The sequence below is a fragment of the Streptomyces sp. NPDC051776 genome (assembly GCF_040681345.1).
Lineage (GTDB): Bacteria > Actinomycetota > Actinomycetes > Streptomycetales > Streptomycetaceae > Streptomyces.
This window is the reverse complement of record NZ_JBFAYQ010000002.1, coordinates 24,014-40,882: the sequence shown is the minus strand read 5'-3', so window position 1 is coordinate 40,882 and position 16,869 is coordinate 24,014. Positions and strand designations below refer to the sequence as shown.

Genomic DNA, 16,869 nt, shown 5'->3' with positions numbered 1-16,869 from the left:
TGTCCCCCCGTGGATTCCCGGAACCCACGGGGGGGCGGGCGCAGAGGCGGGTCGGCGGTGGAGGTCAGCGGCTGTCGAGGAACCGCTTCATCCGTACGATCTCGGCCGACTGGCCCTTGACGACAGCGGCGGCCAGCGCCTTGGCCTTCGTATGGCGGCCGTTCCGCCGCTCCTCCTCGGCCATCGCGACGGCGCCCTCGTGATGACGGATCATCAGCCGCGCGAACTCACGGTCGGCGTCGGCACCTTCGGCCTTCTCCAGCCGGGACATCTCGTCCGCGGACATCATGCCTGAGGCCCCGTGGCCACCCCCGTGGTCCATGTTCCCGTGGCCGGTGGCTCCGTGCTCCGTGCCGCTGCCGGGCGACTCGGGCTTGCCCCACGCCTTGAGCCAGGACCGCAGGATCTCGATCTCGGGGTCCTGGGCGACCTCGATCTGTCCGGCCAGTTTCCGGATCTCCGGGTCGGAGGAGCGCCGTTCGGCCAGTCGCGCCATCTCCAGCGCCTGCCGGTGGTGCGGAATCATCTGCTGCGCGAACGTCACGTCGGCGTCGTTGAAACCGCCGGAGGCGGTGCCGGAGCCGCCCGTCGTGGCCGTGGCGGACGGGCCGGCGCCGTGCCGGGCGCCGTGCGACGCGTCGTCCCCGGCATCGCCGCACGCGGCGAGCAGGAGCACTGCGGCGGCAGCGCTCGCGAGGGCGATGCGGCCGCGCCGGGCACGGCGGGTTGTGCGAAGGAATCCATGCATGGTGGTGCACCTCGTGGTGTCTGTCCGGTGTGCGATGAACGGCACTTCGGGGTACGCGGACGCGGCTTGGCCGGGCCCTCCGGTGTCACCGGGCAGGCCGAAGCCGGGCGTTGACGGCTGCCGAGCGCCGTCGGCCGTACCTGAGCACGGGGTACGCGGAAGGTCATGCCGCGTACGGGCGTCCGCGTGGCCGGGCCGGCCTACATCCGCAGGACGGACAGTTCCGCGAGACTGGGTGCGCGAGGGGGCGGCGAGCGGGGTGCGGGCGAGGTCGCCGCGGAGCGGACCGGGCCGGCCGTACGCGACGGTCGCCGGCGGGCGAGCAGCACCCGTACGAACCCGGCGATCAGCAGCGACCCGAGGACGGCCACGCACACCGAGGACGGGTCCATCCCGTGCCCGGCAGGACCGTTCGCCTCAGGGGGCGCCGCGACGCCGGCCGACCCGGCGAGGGGCGGAGCCTGCACGGCCGCGGGGGCAGCACTCCTGATCGCGGCGCGGTGAGCACCGGTCACGGCGGCGTGGTGGGGACCGGTCACGGCGGCACCCATGACGCCGGAGTGGTGGGCACCCATGGCTCCGGAGTGGTGGGCGCCCATGACCCCGGAGTGGTGGGCACCCATGGTCCCGGCGTGCCGGGCACCCATGACCCCGGCGAGATGGGGCCGGGCATCGTACGACTCACCGCTCCCACGCGCGTCCACCGCCATGGAACCGGCAGCCGCCGCCGCATGCGCGGCCTGGGGTCCCTCGTGCGGACCGGACCCCTCGTCAGGATGGCCGAGGGTGTGCATGACGAAGACGGAGAAGGCGAGCACGACGACGAGCAGCAGGTGTCCGAGGACACCGGCTCGTCTCGCCGTATCGCGTACGCGCACCGTGCCGCCTCACTCGAGGGTCGACGGCGAACATACCACCCAGGGGTATGTGTCGCGCTATCCCCCGACACTCTGCCGCTCCGTCCGCGCGGCGCCCGCCGTTCCTCCTCCGTCCCCCGCGGGGACGGCACTAGGGTCGCGCCATGCACCGCGATCACGGCCGGCACCGCGGCCACCGGGCCGTCCTCACCGCCGACTTCGCTTCGAAGGAACAGTGGGTCGCCGGCCGTTCCTGGGCCTATCCGGGCGGCGGTCCGACCAATCCCGGCGACAACAAGCTCGACCACCTCGTCTGCGATCCGTCCTACTCCCGCGACGGCGTCTTCCTCGCCACTCGCCGTCCCGAAGGCTCCTGGAGCACCGGCCTGCTGACCACGGAGGGCAGCGCCGAGGAGTTCGCCGTCCGCACCGGAGACGTGCTGGAGGCCGAAGTCCGGCTGCCGGTCGAGGCGGGGGCGTGGCCCGCGATCTGGACCTGGCGGGACGGCGGCAACGAGATCGATGTCTTCGAGTACCACCCCGACAACCCGCACGTGCTGGAGTTGTCGAACCATGTGCGCGGTGGCGGTCACCACCACGCCGCCCCGGATATCCGGCCCGGCGCCAGCGTCGCTCTGCGGGTCGTCTTCGGGGCCGACTCCGTCATCTGGTGGGTCAACGACTCACGGGTGTTTGCGGACGGTACGGGTGTGGGCCGCGGCTGGAGCGCGTACCTCATCGTGAATCTCTCCGTCTGCGCGGGCGAACACCACCCGGCGCCGGACCCCTCCGCCACCACCATGTCGTACGAGGTGTCCCATCTCCGCGTCCTTCGGCCCCGCTGAGCCCCCGCTCAAGACCCGCCCCGGACACGGCTCGGAACCGCGGGGCTCCTTCGGGCCGGGCGAACAGCGCCGGCGGCTGTGTCGCGCCGCCCCGGGCGTCCGTAGCTGACTTATCGTCACAAAACGGATGACCGAGCCCCGGGAGCCCCCATGCCGTCGCGCAGGAACAACAGCGCCGCCACGGCGCCGGACACGCCACGTCGGGGGCTGCTCAGGCCGCTCGGCGAGTGGTGCGCACGCCATCACTACATCGTCATCGTCCTCTGGCTGATCGCGCTGGGCGGTGTGCACGCCGCGAACGACACCTGGGGCGGAACGTACGCCGACAACTTCTCCCTGCCCGGGACCCAGTCCCAGGAGGGCGTCGACGTCCTGGACGACCACGCGCCCCAACTGGGCGGGCAGAGCGCCACGGTCGTACTCCACGACTCGGCCAAGCCGCTCACCGACGACCGCGGTCAGGTCGACCAGGTGGTCGACAACCTCTCCAAGCTTCCGCACGTCATCGCCGCGCAGAACCCGCTGCCGTCCTCCTCGCAGCCCCCGCCGCCGCAGCCGAGCCCTTCCGCCAACGGCCCCAAGCCCTCCTCGCCGCTCTCGAAGGACGGCAAGATCGCGTACATCACGGTGCGCTGGGACACCAATCCCCAGGCCCTGGGGACGTCGTACCTCGACCGGGTCGACAGCGCGGTCGAGCCGCTGCGCGAGGCCGATGTCGACGTCGAGTACGGGGGCAGCCTCGGCGAACTCGCCCGGCCCAAGGCCAACGATCTGCTGAGCGAGGGGATCGGGTTCGGGGTGGCGGTCGTGGTGCTCCTCATCGGGTTCGGCAGTCTCATTGCCGCCGGGGTGCCGCTGCTCTCCGCGCTGCTCAGCGTCATCGTCGGTGTGAGCTGCCTCGGCCTCGTCGCGGCGGCGTGGACCTTCGCCTCCGTCTCACCGACGCTGGCGACGATGATCGGGCTCGGCGTCGGCATCGACTACTCCCTGTTCCTCCTGACCCGCCACCGTCAGCAGGTCATGGACGGAGCCGATCCGGTGCAGAGCGCCGGCCGGGCCGTGGCCACGAGCGGCCACGCTGTGGTGGTCTCGGGCTGCACCGTCATCGTCGCGCTGGCCGGACTGGCCGTCTCGGGCGTCAGCTTCATCAGCAAGCTGGGCGTGGCCGCCGCGATCACGGTGGTCACCGCCGTCCTCGGGGCTCTCACACTCGTACCGGCGCTGCTCGGGCTGATCGGTCGTCACATCGACCGTTTCCGGGTACGGACACCCGTCGCCGAGTCCGGCGCGCCGGCGGCCGCGACGCCCGGGGCCGCGGCGGGAGGCGGCGGTACGGGGACGGGCGCTGCCGAGGCCCAGGGCACCTGGCACCGGTACGCCCAGCGCGTCGAGCGGGGCCCCTGGTGGTTCCTGGGCGGCGGACTCGCCGTGCTGGCCGTCCTCACCGTCCCGCTGTTCTCCATCCAGCTCGGGCACATCGACGACGGCGCCGACCCGACCAGCTTCACCGACCGGCGCGCCTTCGACCTGATCACGGACGGCTTCGGCGTCGGTGCCAACGGCCCGGTGACCGTCGTCGTCGATCAGACGAAGGTCCCCAACGCGGACCGCGCCGCCCTGGCCGACAGCGTCCAGAAGGCGCTGACCGGTGTCCCCGGCAGCGCGAGCTTCTCCCCGCTCCAGACCCCCGGCGACGGCGACGTGCTGCTCAGCACCGTCATCCCGGCCCAGCGCCCGCAGGACGCCGCGACGACCGACCTCATCAACCACCTCGCCGACGATGTGCTGCCGCAGGCCGTTTCGGGCACCGACGCCAAGGGCTACGTCACCGGGACCACCGCCGCGCAGGTCGACTTCCGCAACATCATCGCGGACCGGCTCCCGCTCATCATCGCGGTCGTCGTCGGCCTGGCCTTCATCATCATCCTGATCGTCTTCCGCGGGCTTCTGGTGGCGCTGAAGGCCGCCGTGCTCAATCTGCTCTCGATCGGCGCCTCGTACGGCGTCGTGGTCGCGGTTTTCCAGTGGGGGTGGGGCGGGCCCGAACTGGGGGTTTCCGGCACGGTGCCGATCGAGAGCTATGTGCCCATGATGATGTTCGCGATCATCTTCGGGCTCAGCATGGACTACGAGGTGTTCCTGCTCTCGCGCGTGCACGAGGCGTGGGTGAGGACCGGGGACAGCCGGGGCAGCGTCGCGCACGCGCTGGAGATCACCGCGCGGGTGATCACCTGCGCCGCGCTGATCATGGTCAGCGTCTTCGCGGCGTTCATCATCAGCACCAACATCGTGGTGAAGATGCTCGGTCTGGGCCTCGCCGTCAGCGTACTCGTCGACGCCACGATCGTCCGTCTGCTGCTCGTACCCGCCGTCATGACGCTGCTGGGCCGGAGCGCGTGGTGGATGCCGCACTGGCTGGACAAGGCCCTGCCGCGCGTGCAGGCGGAGGGGGCGGAGTGACCCCCGCGACCTTTGCACGCACATGACCGCCATCGGGCCGGTTCGCCCTCGCCTTCGCCTGCGCGCTGCTGCGCCACCCCCGCGGCCGCGGCGCTGCACATCCCCGGGGACGGGCGTGCTCCACGGCGGTGGACCGTGGCCGCACTCGCGCTGTTCGTGGCGGTGCTCGTCATCACTTCGCGGTCGACGTCCAGCCCAACAACAGGCTGGAGGCGGCGGGGGACGCCGGAGGGACCGCGGGCGCGGCCGCCGTCCGCGAACCGTAGCAGGGCCTCACACGGTGTCATGGTCAGGACGATCGTGGGCGGTTCGTCGTCGGTCGGCGGTGCTCGCCGTGCGCTACGTACCTGTGAGGTGGGCCGGAGCCCGGTGCCCGAGGAGACTGGAGAGACTTCATGCATCGCCTGTATCGGCTGCTGCGCAACCCCGTGGTCATCGGCGTCCTGCTCATCGGAGCGGCCGGAGCGGGGTTCGGGCTGTACTGGTTCCAGCCGTGGAAGCTGTGGACGAACGAGACCGTCGAGGAGGATCTGCCCACGCAGGTCGCGCCCCGGCCCGGCGAGGAGTCACCACGTCCGCAGCGCCTGAAGACGCTGGCCACCGGCAAGCTGATCAGTCACGAGCACCCGACGAGCGGAACCGTGAAGATCCTGGAGAGCGCTGGCGGGGAACGGTTCCTGCGGCTGGAGGAGCTCGACACCAGTGACGGACCTGCCCTGCACGTCTGGCTCACCGACGCCCCGGTGAAGAAGGGCTCATCGGGCTGGCACGTCTTCGACGACGGCGCTTACGAGAATCTGGGCGACCTCAAGGGCAACAAGGGCGACCAGAACTACCGCATCCCGGACGGCACCGACCTGAACAAGTACCAGAGCGTGTCCATCTGGTGCGACCGCTTCGACGTCTCGTTCGGTGCCGCCGAACTCGAGAAGAGCTGAGCCGCCGCGACCGGTACCCGGCTCCTCCCTGCCCCGGGCACAGCCCTCTGGTGCACGATGGTGCGCCCGGGCAGCCGTGGAGGGAGGACCGTATGGCCGAGAGCGAGGTCCAGGGGCGCGTCCTGGTGGTCGACGACGACGCCGCGATCCGCAGATCGCTGGAGCGCGGGCTGCGACTGCGCGGCTTCTCGGTGGCCCTGGCCGACGGCGGCCGGGCGGCGCTGAACAGCGCACGGGCGCAGCCCCCCGATGTGATCGTGCTCGACATCTCGATGCCCGGCCTCAGCGGGATCGAGGTGTGCCGCGCACTGCGCGAGGACTCCAACGACGTGCCGGTGCTGATGCTGTCGGCGCTCGACGAGACCGGCGACCGGATCGCAGGGCTCCAGGCGGGCGGCGATGACTACCTCGTCAAGCCCTTCGCGCTCCAGGAGCTGGTGCTGCGGCTGCAAGCCCTGCTCCGCCGCCGTCCGCCCCGGACCACCGACGGGGTACGGGTCGGCGGTCTGGCCATGGACCCGGCGGCCCGGCGGGCACGCCTGGACGACGAGGAACTCAACCTCACCCGGCGCGAGTTCGAGCTGTTGGAGGTCCTCGCGCGCAACGCCGGGATCGTGCTCACCCGCGACCAGCTCCTCGACCGCGTCTGGGGCTACGACTTCGAGGTGCGCACCGACGCCGTCGACACCTTCGTCAGCTATCTGCGCCGCAAGCTCGAAGCCGGCGGGCGCCCCCGGATCATCCATACGGTGCGAGGTGTCGGCTTCGTCCTGCGCGACGGGGACCCGGGCGGGCCGGTCGACGCCGCGGTGCGCGGGGAGGGCCCGTGAAGCTCTCCACGCGGATCGCGCTCGCCGTGGGCGTCGCCGTACCCCTGCTGGTACTGGCCTCCGGCTGGCTGCTGCTCCGGCTCGTCGCCGCCGACCTGCACGGACAGCAGGACGCCCATCTGCGCGAGCGCGCCGCGGCCGTCGCCCAGGACGCCCGGCGGCTGCTGCGGGCCGCCGCCAACGACCGGCCGTCGGCGGCTCTGCAGTCCCGCGAGCGCCGCCTCTACACCTCCGCGCTCGACGTCGGCATCCGGCTCGTCGGTCCCGAGGGCACGTCGTCCGGTGGGCCGCAGCCCGAACCGTCCGTGGCCCTGCCCGAGGCCGCGCCCGCACCCCTCACCCTGCGCGCGGGGGACACGAGCTGGCGGGTCATGTCCGTCGGGATCACCGGGGGGCGGCAGAAGAGCATCGCGGGAACGCTGTGGCTGTTCTCCCCGGACACCGCGGGTGAGGCCCAACTCGGCCTCGTCCGCAGGCGCGTGGTCACCGTTGCGCTGCTCGCCGCGCCCCTCTCCGGGGTCCTGGCCTGGGCGGTCGCCTCGCGTGCCGCCCGCCCGCTGCGCCTGCTCCAGCAGCGCACCAGCGGACTCGACCCCCGCTCGTCCGCGACGCGGCCGGTGCACGCGCCCACGGGTGTCGGGGAGGTCGACGACCTGGCGGCCACGCTGCGGACCGTACTGGCCCGGTACGACGAGCAGGCGGCTCGTACGGGGGAGGCACTCGCCACCGCACGGTCCTTCTCGGCCGCGGCGTCCCACGAGATGCGTACCCCGCTGATGAGCATGCAGACCAACCTGGAGATCCTCGCCGACCACCCGGGTCTGGAGGCGCAGGAGCGGGACGAGGTGCTGGCCGATCTCCGGCGCGAACACGCTCGTCTGCTCGGCCTGTTGGTGATGCTGCGCGAACTGGGACGCGGCGACCTGGTCGAGGCCGAGGCGTTCGGCCCGGTGGACTTGGCCGAGGTGCTCGACGCGTCGGCCGGTGGCCTGCGCCGCCGGCACCCCGAGGCGCGGATCGGCGTCGACGGCGTGCCCGGGGTACTGGTGCACGGCTGGGAACCCGGGCTGCGCAGCGTTGTGGACAACCTCCTCACCAACGCCCTGGTGCACGGCCGCCGGGACGGGCGTCCGGCCGAGGTCGACGCGGTGCTGCGCACGGCGGTCGAGCAACCGGACGCGTCCACCCCCGGTGGGCGCGTCGCGGTACTGACCGTGGACGACCGCGGCCCCGGCATCCCGCCGCAAACGCGGGATGCGGTGTTCGAGCGGTTCCGGCGGCGGCCGGACAGCCCCGGCTCCGGCCTCGGACTCACCCTGGTCGCCCAGCAGATCGCCCTGCACCGGGGGCGGATACGGGTGCTGGACCCGTCGTGCGGAGCGGGAACCCGTATCGAGGTGCGGCTGCCGCTGCGCGACGGGCCGTCGGCGGCGGAGGCGACGCTGCCGCTGCGGCGGGACTGGATGATCGGCACGGCGGCCCACGGGACCGATTGATCGTCGCGGCGGGTCTGCGGGGCCGGTTGATCGGCGGGGTGCCCCGGCGGGGCCGGTTGATGGGGCGGGCTTACGGTGGCCGGGCGGCGGCCCGCCGGACGGCCACAAGGTTTCCACAAAGACGGTTCCTAGCCTTCCGGGCGATGGACAACAGACCCACCGGACCGGGAGGGACCGCCATGCCCACGACACCCAACACCCCGGACACGCCCGGCACATCGAACGCCCCGCACAACGGGCATCCGCGGAGCGGTGAGCCGCGCAACGGGAAGAGGAAGAAGGCACTTGCGGTCGCCGTCACCGCCGCCGTGACCGGTGTGCTGATCGCCGGAGCCGGGATCGCCGAGGCGGGTTCCGAGGGGAGCTCCGGGGGCGGCGACCACGGCAAGCGCGCCCACCGGTCCGCGCCCAAGGGCGACGGTGCCAAGCGGCTGTGCAAGCGCGCCTCGAAGATCGACAAGCGTATCGAACGGGCGCTGGACCGGCTGCGCGCCGGTGAGGCACGGCGCGGTTCGATCGCCCGGCTGGAGAAGCGTGTCGCCAACGCCGAAAAGGCGGGTCACAGCGAGATCAAGACCTTCCTCAACCACAGGCTCACCTTCCGCCGTTCGCTCGTCAGCACTCTCCAACAGCGCCGGAAGGACCTGAAGGAGGTCCGGGAGTGGTGCGCCGCCAACGACAACGGGAAGCAGGCGGACGTGGGCAAGAGCGAGGGCAACGGGAGCGACGGGAGCGCGAGTTGATGCGGACGCACTGTATGTCCGCCCTCGTCCTGCCCTCCCTGGCCGCGGCCGTGGTGCTCGTCACGGGCTGCGGCGGGGGCGAGCGGTCGGGGGCGGACGACGGCCCGTCCGCGTCCGCCGGCAGTGATACGACTCCGGCCACCGGCTCTTCGGACCTCTCGCGAATGCAGAAGCTCGTGGACGACGCCGAATCGGCGGTCGGGAAGGCGGAGTCGGACGCCGCGGCGGACGACTGAACCGACCGCCGCGGGCTCCGCCCCCCTACGATCCGCCGCCCGTCGTTCTGGCCCGTGTGCCCGTGTGCCCGTGTGCCCGTGTGCCTATGTGTCCGCGTGTCCGCGTGTCCGTGTGCCGTAGGACCGGGGACGCTCGCTTTGGTGGCTGGGCCGACCACCCCCCGCCGTTGCCGGATACCGCGCGGCGAGGCTTCCGCACGGACCGCCTCCGCGCGCGTCGCCGGTGCGCTCCCGCGTGATCGGTCCGTGCGCGCGTGCGGTCGCGCCCGGTGGAACACCCCGCCGTCAGTCTCCGCGGGTGTCGACGATACGGCGGATCTTGCCCACCGACCGCTCCAAGGACTCCGGTTCGACCACCTCGACCTCGACACTCACCCCGATCCCGTCCTTGACGGCCTGCACGATCGCGGCCGTCGCCGCCGCCCGCTGCTCGGGTCTGGCACCGGGCCGTGCCTCGGCCCGTACGGTCATGTGGTCCAGCCGCCCCCGGCGCGTCAGATGGAGCTGGAAGTGCGGGGCGACCCCGGGCGTACGGAGGATGATCTCCTCGATCTGGCTGGGGAAGAGATTCACGCCGCGCAGAATGATCATGTCGTCGCAGCGACCGGTGATCTTCTCGATCCGCCGGAACGCGGGCCTGGCCGTGCCGGGCAGCAGCCGCGTGAGGTCGCGCGTGCGGTAACGGACGACCGGCATGGCTTCCTTGGTGAGGGAGGTGAAGAGCAGTTCGCCCATCTCCCCCTCGGCCATCACCTCGTCCGTCACCGGGTCGACGACCTCGGGGAAGAAGTGGTCCTCCCACACGTGCAGGCCGTCCTTGGTCTCCACGCACTCCTGCGCGACGCCGGGGCCGATGACCTCGGACAGGCCGTAGATGTCCACCGCGTGCAGGTCGAGCCGCTCCTCGATCTCGCGCCGCATCTCCTCGGTCCACGGCTCCGCACCGAAGATGCCGACGCGCAGGGAGGTGGAACGCGGGTCGATGCCCTGGCGCTCGAACTCGTCGAGGAGCGTGAGCATGTAGGAGGGCGTGACCATGATGATCTCGGGCCTGAAGTCCTGGATGATCTGCACCTGGCGGGCGGTCATGCCGCCGGAGGCGGGGACGACGGTGCAACCGAGGCGCTCGGCGCCGTAGTGCGCCCCGAGTCCGCCGGTGAACAGGCCGTAGCCGTACGAGATGTGGACCTTGTGGCCGGGGCGGCCACCGGCCGCGCGGATGGAACGGGCCACCACCTCGGCCCACACCGCCAGATCCCGCTCGGTGTAGCCGACGACGGTGGGTCGGCCGGTGGTGCCGCTGGAGGCGTGGATGCGCCGGACCTCGGTCTCCGGCACGGCGAACATGCCGAAGGGGTAGGTGTCCCGCAGGTCGGCCTTGGTGGTGAAGGGGAAGCGGGCGAGGTCGGCAAGCGTGCGGCAGTCCTCGGGCCGGACCCCGGCCTCGTCGAACTTCCGCCGGTACAGCTCCACATGATCATAGGCATGACGCAACGTGGCCTGGAGCCTGGTGAGTTGCCGGCTCCGGAGCTCGTCGGCACTCATGCGCTCCGCGGCATCCAGCTCGTCGGCATCCGGCGCTGCCCCGCGTCGTGCCCCCGCTCCTGACCCTGCCGAAGAGATCGTCATGCCGTTCCACCACCTTGCTCCCGACCGACCGTTCGGGTGGGGCCAGTAATCCAGCAAGGGGAGCCGGGTGTCAAGGGCTGTGGACAGCGGTGGTCAGGCAGGCCGCCGCAGACGCCACAGCGGAGCCGCGTACTGCTCCGGGCGGGCCTCGATCAGCAGATCCCGCAGCGCCAGGCGTGCGGAACCGGGAACGCCCAGCACCTCGGTGATCCGCCGGAACGAGGTGTGTGTGACGCCCCGCGCACGCGCTGCGCTCTCGAACCGGTCGAGCCCCTCCAGCACCGCATCGCGGTCCAGCTCGAAGGCCGTACTTTCCGCGCGCAGCGCCGCCGCCGACCGCTCCCGCTCGTAGTCGATCTCGGAGTAGCCGCAGATCTCCCGGCTGTGCCGCTCGGCCTCGTCCAGACTCGCCGAGGTGAGAAGGGCGCGGGCGAGCTCGTTCCTGTGCAGCGCTGCGCCGAGGTCGGCCTCGTGGACGCCGGGGCTCCCGTCGCTGAGGGGGACCTGCAGCCCTGAGCCCCGTACCTCGCAGACGCCGCGCTCCCCGCGGGCCGTGGCCGCGAGCATGGCCGCGGCCTCGGAGGGGTGCCATTCCAGTACCCGGTCCGCAGCCGCGACCTGTGCCGGGCCGAAGGTCAGCACCCGCTCGCCCAGGCGGGGGCGGAGGTCGTCGACGGGGATCTCGCCGTCCAGGCCGGGCCCCGCGACGAGAAGGCGGACGGGTGCGTCGATCCTGCTGCAGGCCGCCAGGGTCAGGGCGTCCGCCAGCGGGCTCTGGAGCGTGGGCTCGTCGCCACGGGCGAGGATGTCGCCGCCCACGTCGAGCAGGTCGATCGACTCGGGTGCCAGGTGCGCGACGAGGTCCCGGATGCCGGCCGTGACGCCCTCGACCCCGCGGGAAGCGTCGATGAGGACGAAGGTGTGGGGGAGTTCGGCGGCCAGCCGGGGGAGGGTCGAGCCCGCCGGAGGCACGGGGGCGGCAGTGGCGGGAACGGCCAGGACCCCGGAGGCGAGCTCGCGCAGTCCGGTGAAGTCCGAAGGCGCCCGCGGACCGGCGACCGGGTCCACCAGGAGCCGGTCCCAGGCGTAGGTGAGGATCACCGCCGGGCCGGCCCTCTCCGCCTTCTCCCCATGCAGGGCGGGGTCGTCCCCGTGGAGGGCGGTGTCGAGCATCGCGGCGGCGACAGCGTCGCCTCCTCCCCCGGCAGCCACGATCAACCGTGTCACGGCTCCAGCCTACGAGGAGCGGGTGGAGGGACCGGGGCGGCCGCGCGGTGATCGCGACCTTCGTCGCGAGCAGGTACCGCTGTCCATGCCCGGCATGCCCGCGCCGATTCGGGGAGCGGCACAACCGGATCCGGATTCTCCGCATCTACTCAACCGACGCGAGAAGGTGCCCGACATGAGCGGAGAAACGTGCGCTCCGTAGCGAGGCGCGCGGACGCCTGCCGGGCGGCCGCGGCGCGGCAGGAGGGGAGTGCGCCACCGGTCGCCCCGAGGACGGCAGCTTCTCGGTGGCCTGCCGCTGTGCACCGGTGCTCTCTCCGGACGGACACCGCGAGCGTGCGGCGGCACGGCGGGACGCCACGGTCGTACCAAGCCGCGGCCGTGCGGCGGGCGGCGAGCCGTGTGGCGGGCGGCGAGGCATGCGGCGGGCGGCGAGCCGTGTGGCGGGCGGCGGTTCAACTACCCGGCCCCGTACGGGCGAAGGCGGACAAGGGCCCGGTAACGAGCGTGTGTGTCAGGCCCTTCGGTGCCGCCACCCGCAGTAGCGTCGTACGGAATCGTGCCCGTCGGATGTGAGGATGCCCGTGCAGCAGTCGTTTCTCGTGATCCTCATGGGCAGGCTGGCGGGCAAGCGCTGGTGGCGGAAGCTCCATGTGCGGGCCGCGCTGTGGGTGTCCCTGGCAACGGTCGTCATCCTGCTCGTGGGTTCGGCGCTGGTCGTCCCCGCCGAGGAGGGCGCGCCGGACGCCAACATCACCTCGTTCCCCAAGGCCGTCTGGTGGGCGATCGAGACGGCGACGACGGTGGGATACGGCGACCTGTATCCGGTGACCCTCGGGGGCCGGGTCATCGCCTCGGTGCTGATGCTGGCCGGGATCACGACGTTCGGGATGGTCACGGCGGCCATCGCCACCTGGTTCGTCGGCAAGGCCGAGCAGGACGCCCACCGTCTTGGCTCGGAAGTACGCCGGTACGCAAAGGAGGGCGAGGGCGCCATGGACTCCGAACTGCGTGCCCTGCACGAGCGTTTCGACCGTGTGGAGCGGCTGCTCGCCGACAAACGGTGAGCGGCAACAGGCGGCCGTAGGGGGCGCAGACGGCCACGGGAGGCAACAAACGCCCCTGGGCGGAGGCAACAATCGCCCCTGGGCGGAGGCGAACTCCCCTAGGCGGCCGAGGCGTGTTCGTCGCCGTGGCCGGGCCTCCGGTTGCGTGCCAAGGTGAGGTCGATGTCGCGCAGGAACTCGGCGTTGCTGCCGGTGCGCTTCATCCTCTCCAGCAGCAGTTCGATGCCCTGGTGGGCGTCCCGCTCGTGCAGGGCCCGCCGCAGCCTGCGGACGACGGCCAGCTCCTCCGGCGCGATGAGGAGTTCCTCGCGGCGCGTGCCGGAGGGGGCGACGGCCACCGCGGGAAAGATGCGCTTGTCGGAGAGGGTCCGGTCGAGTCGCAACTCCATGTTGCCGGTGCTCTTCAGCTCCTCGAAGTAGTAGTCGTCGGCGCGGGATCCGGTCTCGACGAGAACCGTCGCGAGGATCGTCAGCGAGCCGCCGTTCTCGATGTTCCGCGCCGCGCCGAACAGCCGCTTGGGCCCGTGCAGTGCTGACGAGTCCACGCCGCCGGTCAGGATCCGGCCGTTGCCGGGTGCGTTGTTGTTGTGGGCGCGGCAGAGTCGGGTGAGCGAGTCGAGCAGGATGACCACGTCGTGACCGAGCTCGACCAGCCGCTTGGCCCGTTCGACGGCCAGATCGGCGAGCGCGGTGTGGTCACCGGCCGGGCGGTCGAAGGTGGAGGAGACGATTTCGCCCCGTACGGAGCGTCGCATGTCCGTGACTTCTTCGGGCCGTTCGTCGAGCAGCACCATCATCAGACGGCTTTCGGGGTGGTTGCGGGCTACGGCGCGGGCGAGGCTCTGCAGGAGCATCGTCTTTCCCGTCCTGGGCGGGGCCACGATGAGCCCGCGCTGGCCCTTGCCCACCGGCGCGATCAGGTCGATGACCCTTGTCGTCAGGTCACCGGGTCCGGTTTCCAGCCGCAGGCGCTCCTGCGGGTGGAGGGGCGTGAGGTCGGCGAAGCGGGGGCGGGCCGCGAGGCCCCCGGGCTCGCGGCCGTTGACCCGTTCGACGCGGACCAGCGGACGGCCCTTGTCGCGCGGCCCGGACCTGCCGCCGGGCTCGGGGGCCGCGCCTTCGACGAAGTCCCCCTTGCGCAGGCCGAGTCCGCGCATCTGCGCCGCCGGTACGTACAGGTCGTGCGGGCCCGCCAGGTAGCCGTCGGTGCGGAGGAGGCCGTGGTGTCCGGCGAGGTCGACGATCCCGCGCACCGGTACGAGCACTTCGTCGGCGGTGGCGTCGCCACCTGCTCGCGAGGTCGTGCGGTGGTCGCGGGTCGCGCCCGGCCGGGAGGGTCGTTCTGCGGTCGTAGTCATGGAATGTCCTTCTGCGGATGGGGTGATGGGAGAAGCGCCCCGCGGGGGCCGCGGCGGGAGGCGGACCGGGGCGGCCTGGCACGCCGTGGTGCTGGTGACTGTGCCCAGGAAGGGGAGCCGTGGCCTCGGGGGAGTCGCGCGCGGGGCCGGGGCGGCAACGCGGTCGGAGCGTGCCGTCGGCGAGGCCGCGGCCGGTGGACGGCGCCCGAGACGCGAGGTCAACTGCCTGGAAAAAAGGTGACGTCGCGACAACACATCGCGGGTGATGCCTCCACCGTGCGCCGGCCGAAGAAGGCGGGCGACAGGAATCCGGTGGAACGAAACGGCACGGGCATAGAACCCGCGGCGCACTCAACGCTTCACGCGCAGCGTAGCATCCGGCGTCCCGGTGGCACGAGCGCACCGAGGAACCTGGACCGCGGCACACCCGGGCCGGACAGGGGTTCGGCTTCGAGTCGTACAGCTCCACGGCGACAGTCGCAGTTCGCGGTTGCCGGTGTCATCCGGGACGGCCGGGCCGCCGGAGGAAGTGCGGTGACCGGGGCGGATGAGGTGGCGACCGCCGAGTCGGCCCCCGCCTGAGTAAACGTTTTCGGCGGCACTTACGATGCACTGGGTCTGATCCGTGCATGACGAAGAAGGGGGATCCGTGATCCGCATCGAGAGGGTGGAGAACCGCCAGGTCAAGAGCCGGAAGGGGGGAAGCGTGCTCTGGTTGCTGCTCCCTGTCGCCGTCATCGCGTCGTTCGTCTACCTGCAAAGCATCGATGATGGGGAGAGGTGCGTGGACACCCAACAGAGTCATCAGCGGGCCGAGGGCCACGGCCTCAGCGACTCCGACGTGTGCCGAGACAGCATCCGTCGTGGGGGATTCAAGAAGAGCAGGTCGATCAAAGGCGGAGGTGTGAGCAAGAGCAAGAGCCGGGGCTCCCGTTGAGGCATCTCTTCCGACAACACCACCCCCGCCACCCTATGCGGCGACGGCGCGTGCTCAGGCCCAGCTTCGGCTCGGCCCCGGCAGACCCGGCGCGCTACGGCGCGTGCGGCGCTTGCGGTGCTTCGTACGGCGGGACTCGCTGCGGGAGAGCGAGGCCCACGTCGCGCGTACGGTCTTCCCGTACGGTCGCGGTACGACCTCCACGGCCGTGGCGAGGCGGCGGACGATGTGCCATCCATGGCCCCCGCCGCCGCCGGTGAGGTCGGGCGCGCGGACAGTTGGCTCCTTGCCACTCGTGTCGTCCACATCGACGACCAGCCCTCGGCGTCTCCCGCGCATCCGGCGGATCCGGAGGCGCCACCAACCGGTGGTGTGGCGGACGGCGTTGGTGACGAGCTCGGAGACGACGAGCACCACATCGTCCGTATTCGCCCATGGGCACGACCGGGCCACATAGGTGGCGGTGACCTCCCGGGCCCGCGAGATGTCTCCCTTCCGGGAATCCAGGACTACTTCCATCAGTGGATACCTCCTGTTGACCGCCTGCCCCGGCCGCTCCAGGGCTACGCGAGCCCGGGGCCGGGGAGGACGACGGTGAAGTCTGCGGTGGCCGGTGGACTAGGCCCGGCGTTTGCGCTGCCACTAGTGGTGACGCCGGGGGTGGAGCGCCCGCCCGGCGCGGCGCCCGGCGATCAGGTAACCCAGTAGGGCACCCGAGACGTTGAGGAGGACGTCGTCTATGTCGAACGCACGACCCTCGACGATCGCGCCTTGGACGAGCTCGACCAGCATCATCACCACGGTGGTGACGATGGCGACCCGTACCGGCCCCCGTGCCTTGGGGAGCAGCACCGGCAGCAGCAGCCCGAACGGCACACCGAGCAGGATGTTGCCGCCGATCTGTTTGAACGCGTCGCGCAGTGCGGGCTGTTCCAGGTAGGCGCGGATCGAGTCGCCGGGGCGCAGGTTGCTGTGCACCAGGGACTCGGACGCGGAGGAGGGGGCGAGCGTCAGCCGGGCGAGCACCACGGCGAAGGCGACCATGCCGACGAAGGCGACGACCATGGCCAGGGAGCGCCACAAGGCGGCGGACCACGGCCGCTGATGCGCCGACGTCGACTGCTTGCGCGGGGTGCCGCCCGACTTCTTCGCGGGGCCGGAACGGCGGGACTTCGCGGCCGCGCCGACCGGGCTCGCCTTTTTCGCGGCCCGGGAGGCCGCACTACGGGCCGGGTTCCCGGCCTTGCCGCGGGCTTTGCCGCGGGCCTTGTTGTCGGCCTTTCCCCCGGCCTTGTTGCCGGCCGTTCCCGAGCGTTTCCTGCTTGTGCTCGTGCGCGCGGTGCCGGGCCCCTTCCATGCCATCGTGCCGAGAATGCCGGTGCGCGGCATCAGGATGTCACCCCACAAGTTCGTGCGACCGCTGAGCCGGTCGCCTGGCGCTGCGCGTGCCCCGAGCCCGCGGGCACAAGCCTGCCGTCGGCGGAACGGGGGTAGACGG

The 16,869-nt window shown here is 71.9% G+C and carries 15 protein-coding genes and 1 pseudogene; 9 read left to right on the top strand and 7 right to left on the bottom strand.

Translation table 11 applies throughout. The annotated features are described in order from the left end of the window. Positions 1–64 precede the first annotated feature (64 nt). Positions 65–748 (bottom strand): DUF305 domain-containing protein, encoded by a 684-nt coding sequence (locus AB0M26_RS02240; protein WP_365253143.1) that lies wholly within the window; start codon positions 746–748, stop codon positions 65–67. Positions 749–948: 200 nt separating this feature from the next. Further along, positions 949–1,626, bottom strand: a complete 678-nt coding sequence (locus tag AB0M26_RS02235; RefSeq protein ID WP_365253140.1) for a hypothetical protein — start codon at positions 1,624–1,626, stop codon at positions 949–951. A 143-nt stretch (positions 1,627–1,769) separates the two neighbouring features. Between AB0M26_RS02235 and AB0M26_RS02230 the strand changes: the two genes are divergently transcribed. From AB0M26_RS02230 to AB0M26_RS02200, 7 genes are all read left to right on the top strand, one after another. Beyond that, complete coding sequence (locus AB0M26_RS02230; protein ID WP_365253137.1) at positions 1,770–2,450, top strand: beta-glucanase; 681 nt, start codon at positions 1,770–1,772, stop codon at positions 2,448–2,450. A 150-nt stretch (positions 2,451–2,600) separates the two neighbouring features. Beyond that, positions 2,601–4,910 (top strand): MMPL family transporter, encoded by a 2,310-nt coding sequence (locus AB0M26_RS02225; RefSeq protein ID WP_365253135.1) that lies wholly within the window; start codon positions 2,601–2,603, stop codon positions 4,908–4,910. Positions 4,911–5,305: 395 nt separating this feature from the next. Further along, a complete protein-coding gene (locus AB0M26_RS02220) occupies positions 5,306–5,848 on the top strand; it encodes a DM13 domain-containing protein (RefSeq protein ID WP_365253132.1) in 543 nt (180 codons plus the stop codon). A gap of 92 nt (positions 5,849–5,940) precedes the next feature. Then, the gene (locus AB0M26_RS02215; RefSeq protein WP_365253129.1) at positions 5,941–6,678 is read left to right on the top strand and encodes a response regulator transcription factor; all 738 of its coding nucleotides are present in this window, start codon (positions 5,941–5,943) and stop codon (positions 6,676–6,678) included. Continuing rightward, the gene (locus tag AB0M26_RS02210; RefSeq protein ID WP_365253126.1) at positions 6,675–8,174 is read left to right on the top strand and encodes a HAMP domain-containing sensor histidine kinase; all 1,500 of its coding nucleotides are present in this window, start codon (positions 6,675–6,677) and stop codon (positions 8,172–8,174) included. Before AB0M26_RS02215 ends, AB0M26_RS02210 begins: the two co-directional genes overlap by 4 nt. Positions 8,175–8,353: 179 nt before the next feature. Next, a complete protein-coding gene (locus tag AB0M26_RS02205) occupies positions 8,354–8,917 on the top strand; it encodes a hypothetical protein (protein WP_365253123.1) in 564 nt (187 codons plus the stop codon). Between the two features lie 14 nt (positions 8,918–8,931). Then, positions 8,932–9,153: a hypothetical protein gene (locus AB0M26_RS02200; RefSeq protein WP_365253120.1), complete on the top strand. Its 222-nt coding sequence runs from the start codon at positions 8,932–8,934 to the stop codon at positions 9,151–9,153. A 285-nt stretch (positions 9,154–9,438) separates the two neighbouring features. Here AB0M26_RS02200 and paaK read toward each other — a convergent pair whose 3' ends face one another. Together paaK and AB0M26_RS02190 are read right to left on the bottom strand one after the other, a co-directional pair. Beyond that, the gene (gene paaK / locus AB0M26_RS02195) at positions 9,439–10,782 is read right to left on the bottom strand and encodes a phenylacetate--CoA ligase PaaK (protein ID WP_365253117.1); all 1,344 of its coding nucleotides are present in this window, start codon (positions 10,780–10,782) and stop codon (positions 9,439–9,441) included. A 93-nt stretch (positions 10,783–10,875) separates the two neighbouring features. Beyond that, positions 10,876–12,009: a DUF1152 domain-containing protein gene (locus tag AB0M26_RS02190; protein WP_365253114.1), complete on the bottom strand. Its 1,134-nt coding sequence runs from the start codon at positions 12,007–12,009 to the stop codon at positions 10,876–10,878. A 611-nt stretch (positions 12,010–12,620) separates the two neighbouring features. Here AB0M26_RS02190 and AB0M26_RS02185 point away from each other — a divergent pair. Beyond that, complete coding sequence (locus AB0M26_RS02185; RefSeq protein ID WP_365253767.1) at positions 12,621–13,076, top strand: potassium channel family protein; 456 nt, start codon at positions 12,621–12,623, stop codon at positions 13,074–13,076. 98 nt (positions 13,077–13,174) lie between these two features. Here AB0M26_RS02185 and rho read toward each other — a convergent pair. Then, positions 13,175–14,347: pseudogene (gene rho / locus AB0M26_RS02180) on the bottom strand (transcription termination factor Rho); the annotation flags it as partial. Positions 14,348–15,083: 736 nt separating this feature from the next. Between rho and AB0M26_RS02175 the strand changes: the two are divergent. Beyond that, a complete protein-coding gene (locus AB0M26_RS02175; RefSeq protein ID WP_365253111.1) occupies positions 15,084–15,371 on the top strand; it encodes a hypothetical protein in 288 nt (95 codons plus the stop codon). Positions 15,372–15,425: 54 nt separating this feature from the next. Here the strand turns inward: AB0M26_RS02175 and AB0M26_RS02170 are convergent, their stop codons facing one another. Further along, entirely contained in the window at positions 15,426–15,890 is a 465-nt protein-coding gene (locus tag AB0M26_RS02170; protein WP_365253108.1) for an ATP-binding protein, read from the bottom strand. 123 nt (positions 15,891–16,013) lie between these two features. Further along, on the bottom strand, positions 16,014–16,733 hold the full coding sequence (locus AB0M26_RS02165; protein ID WP_365253105.1) for a VanZ family protein: 720 nt from the start codon (positions 16,731–16,733) through the stop codon (positions 16,014–16,016). Positions 16,734–16,869 lie beyond the last annotated feature (136 nt).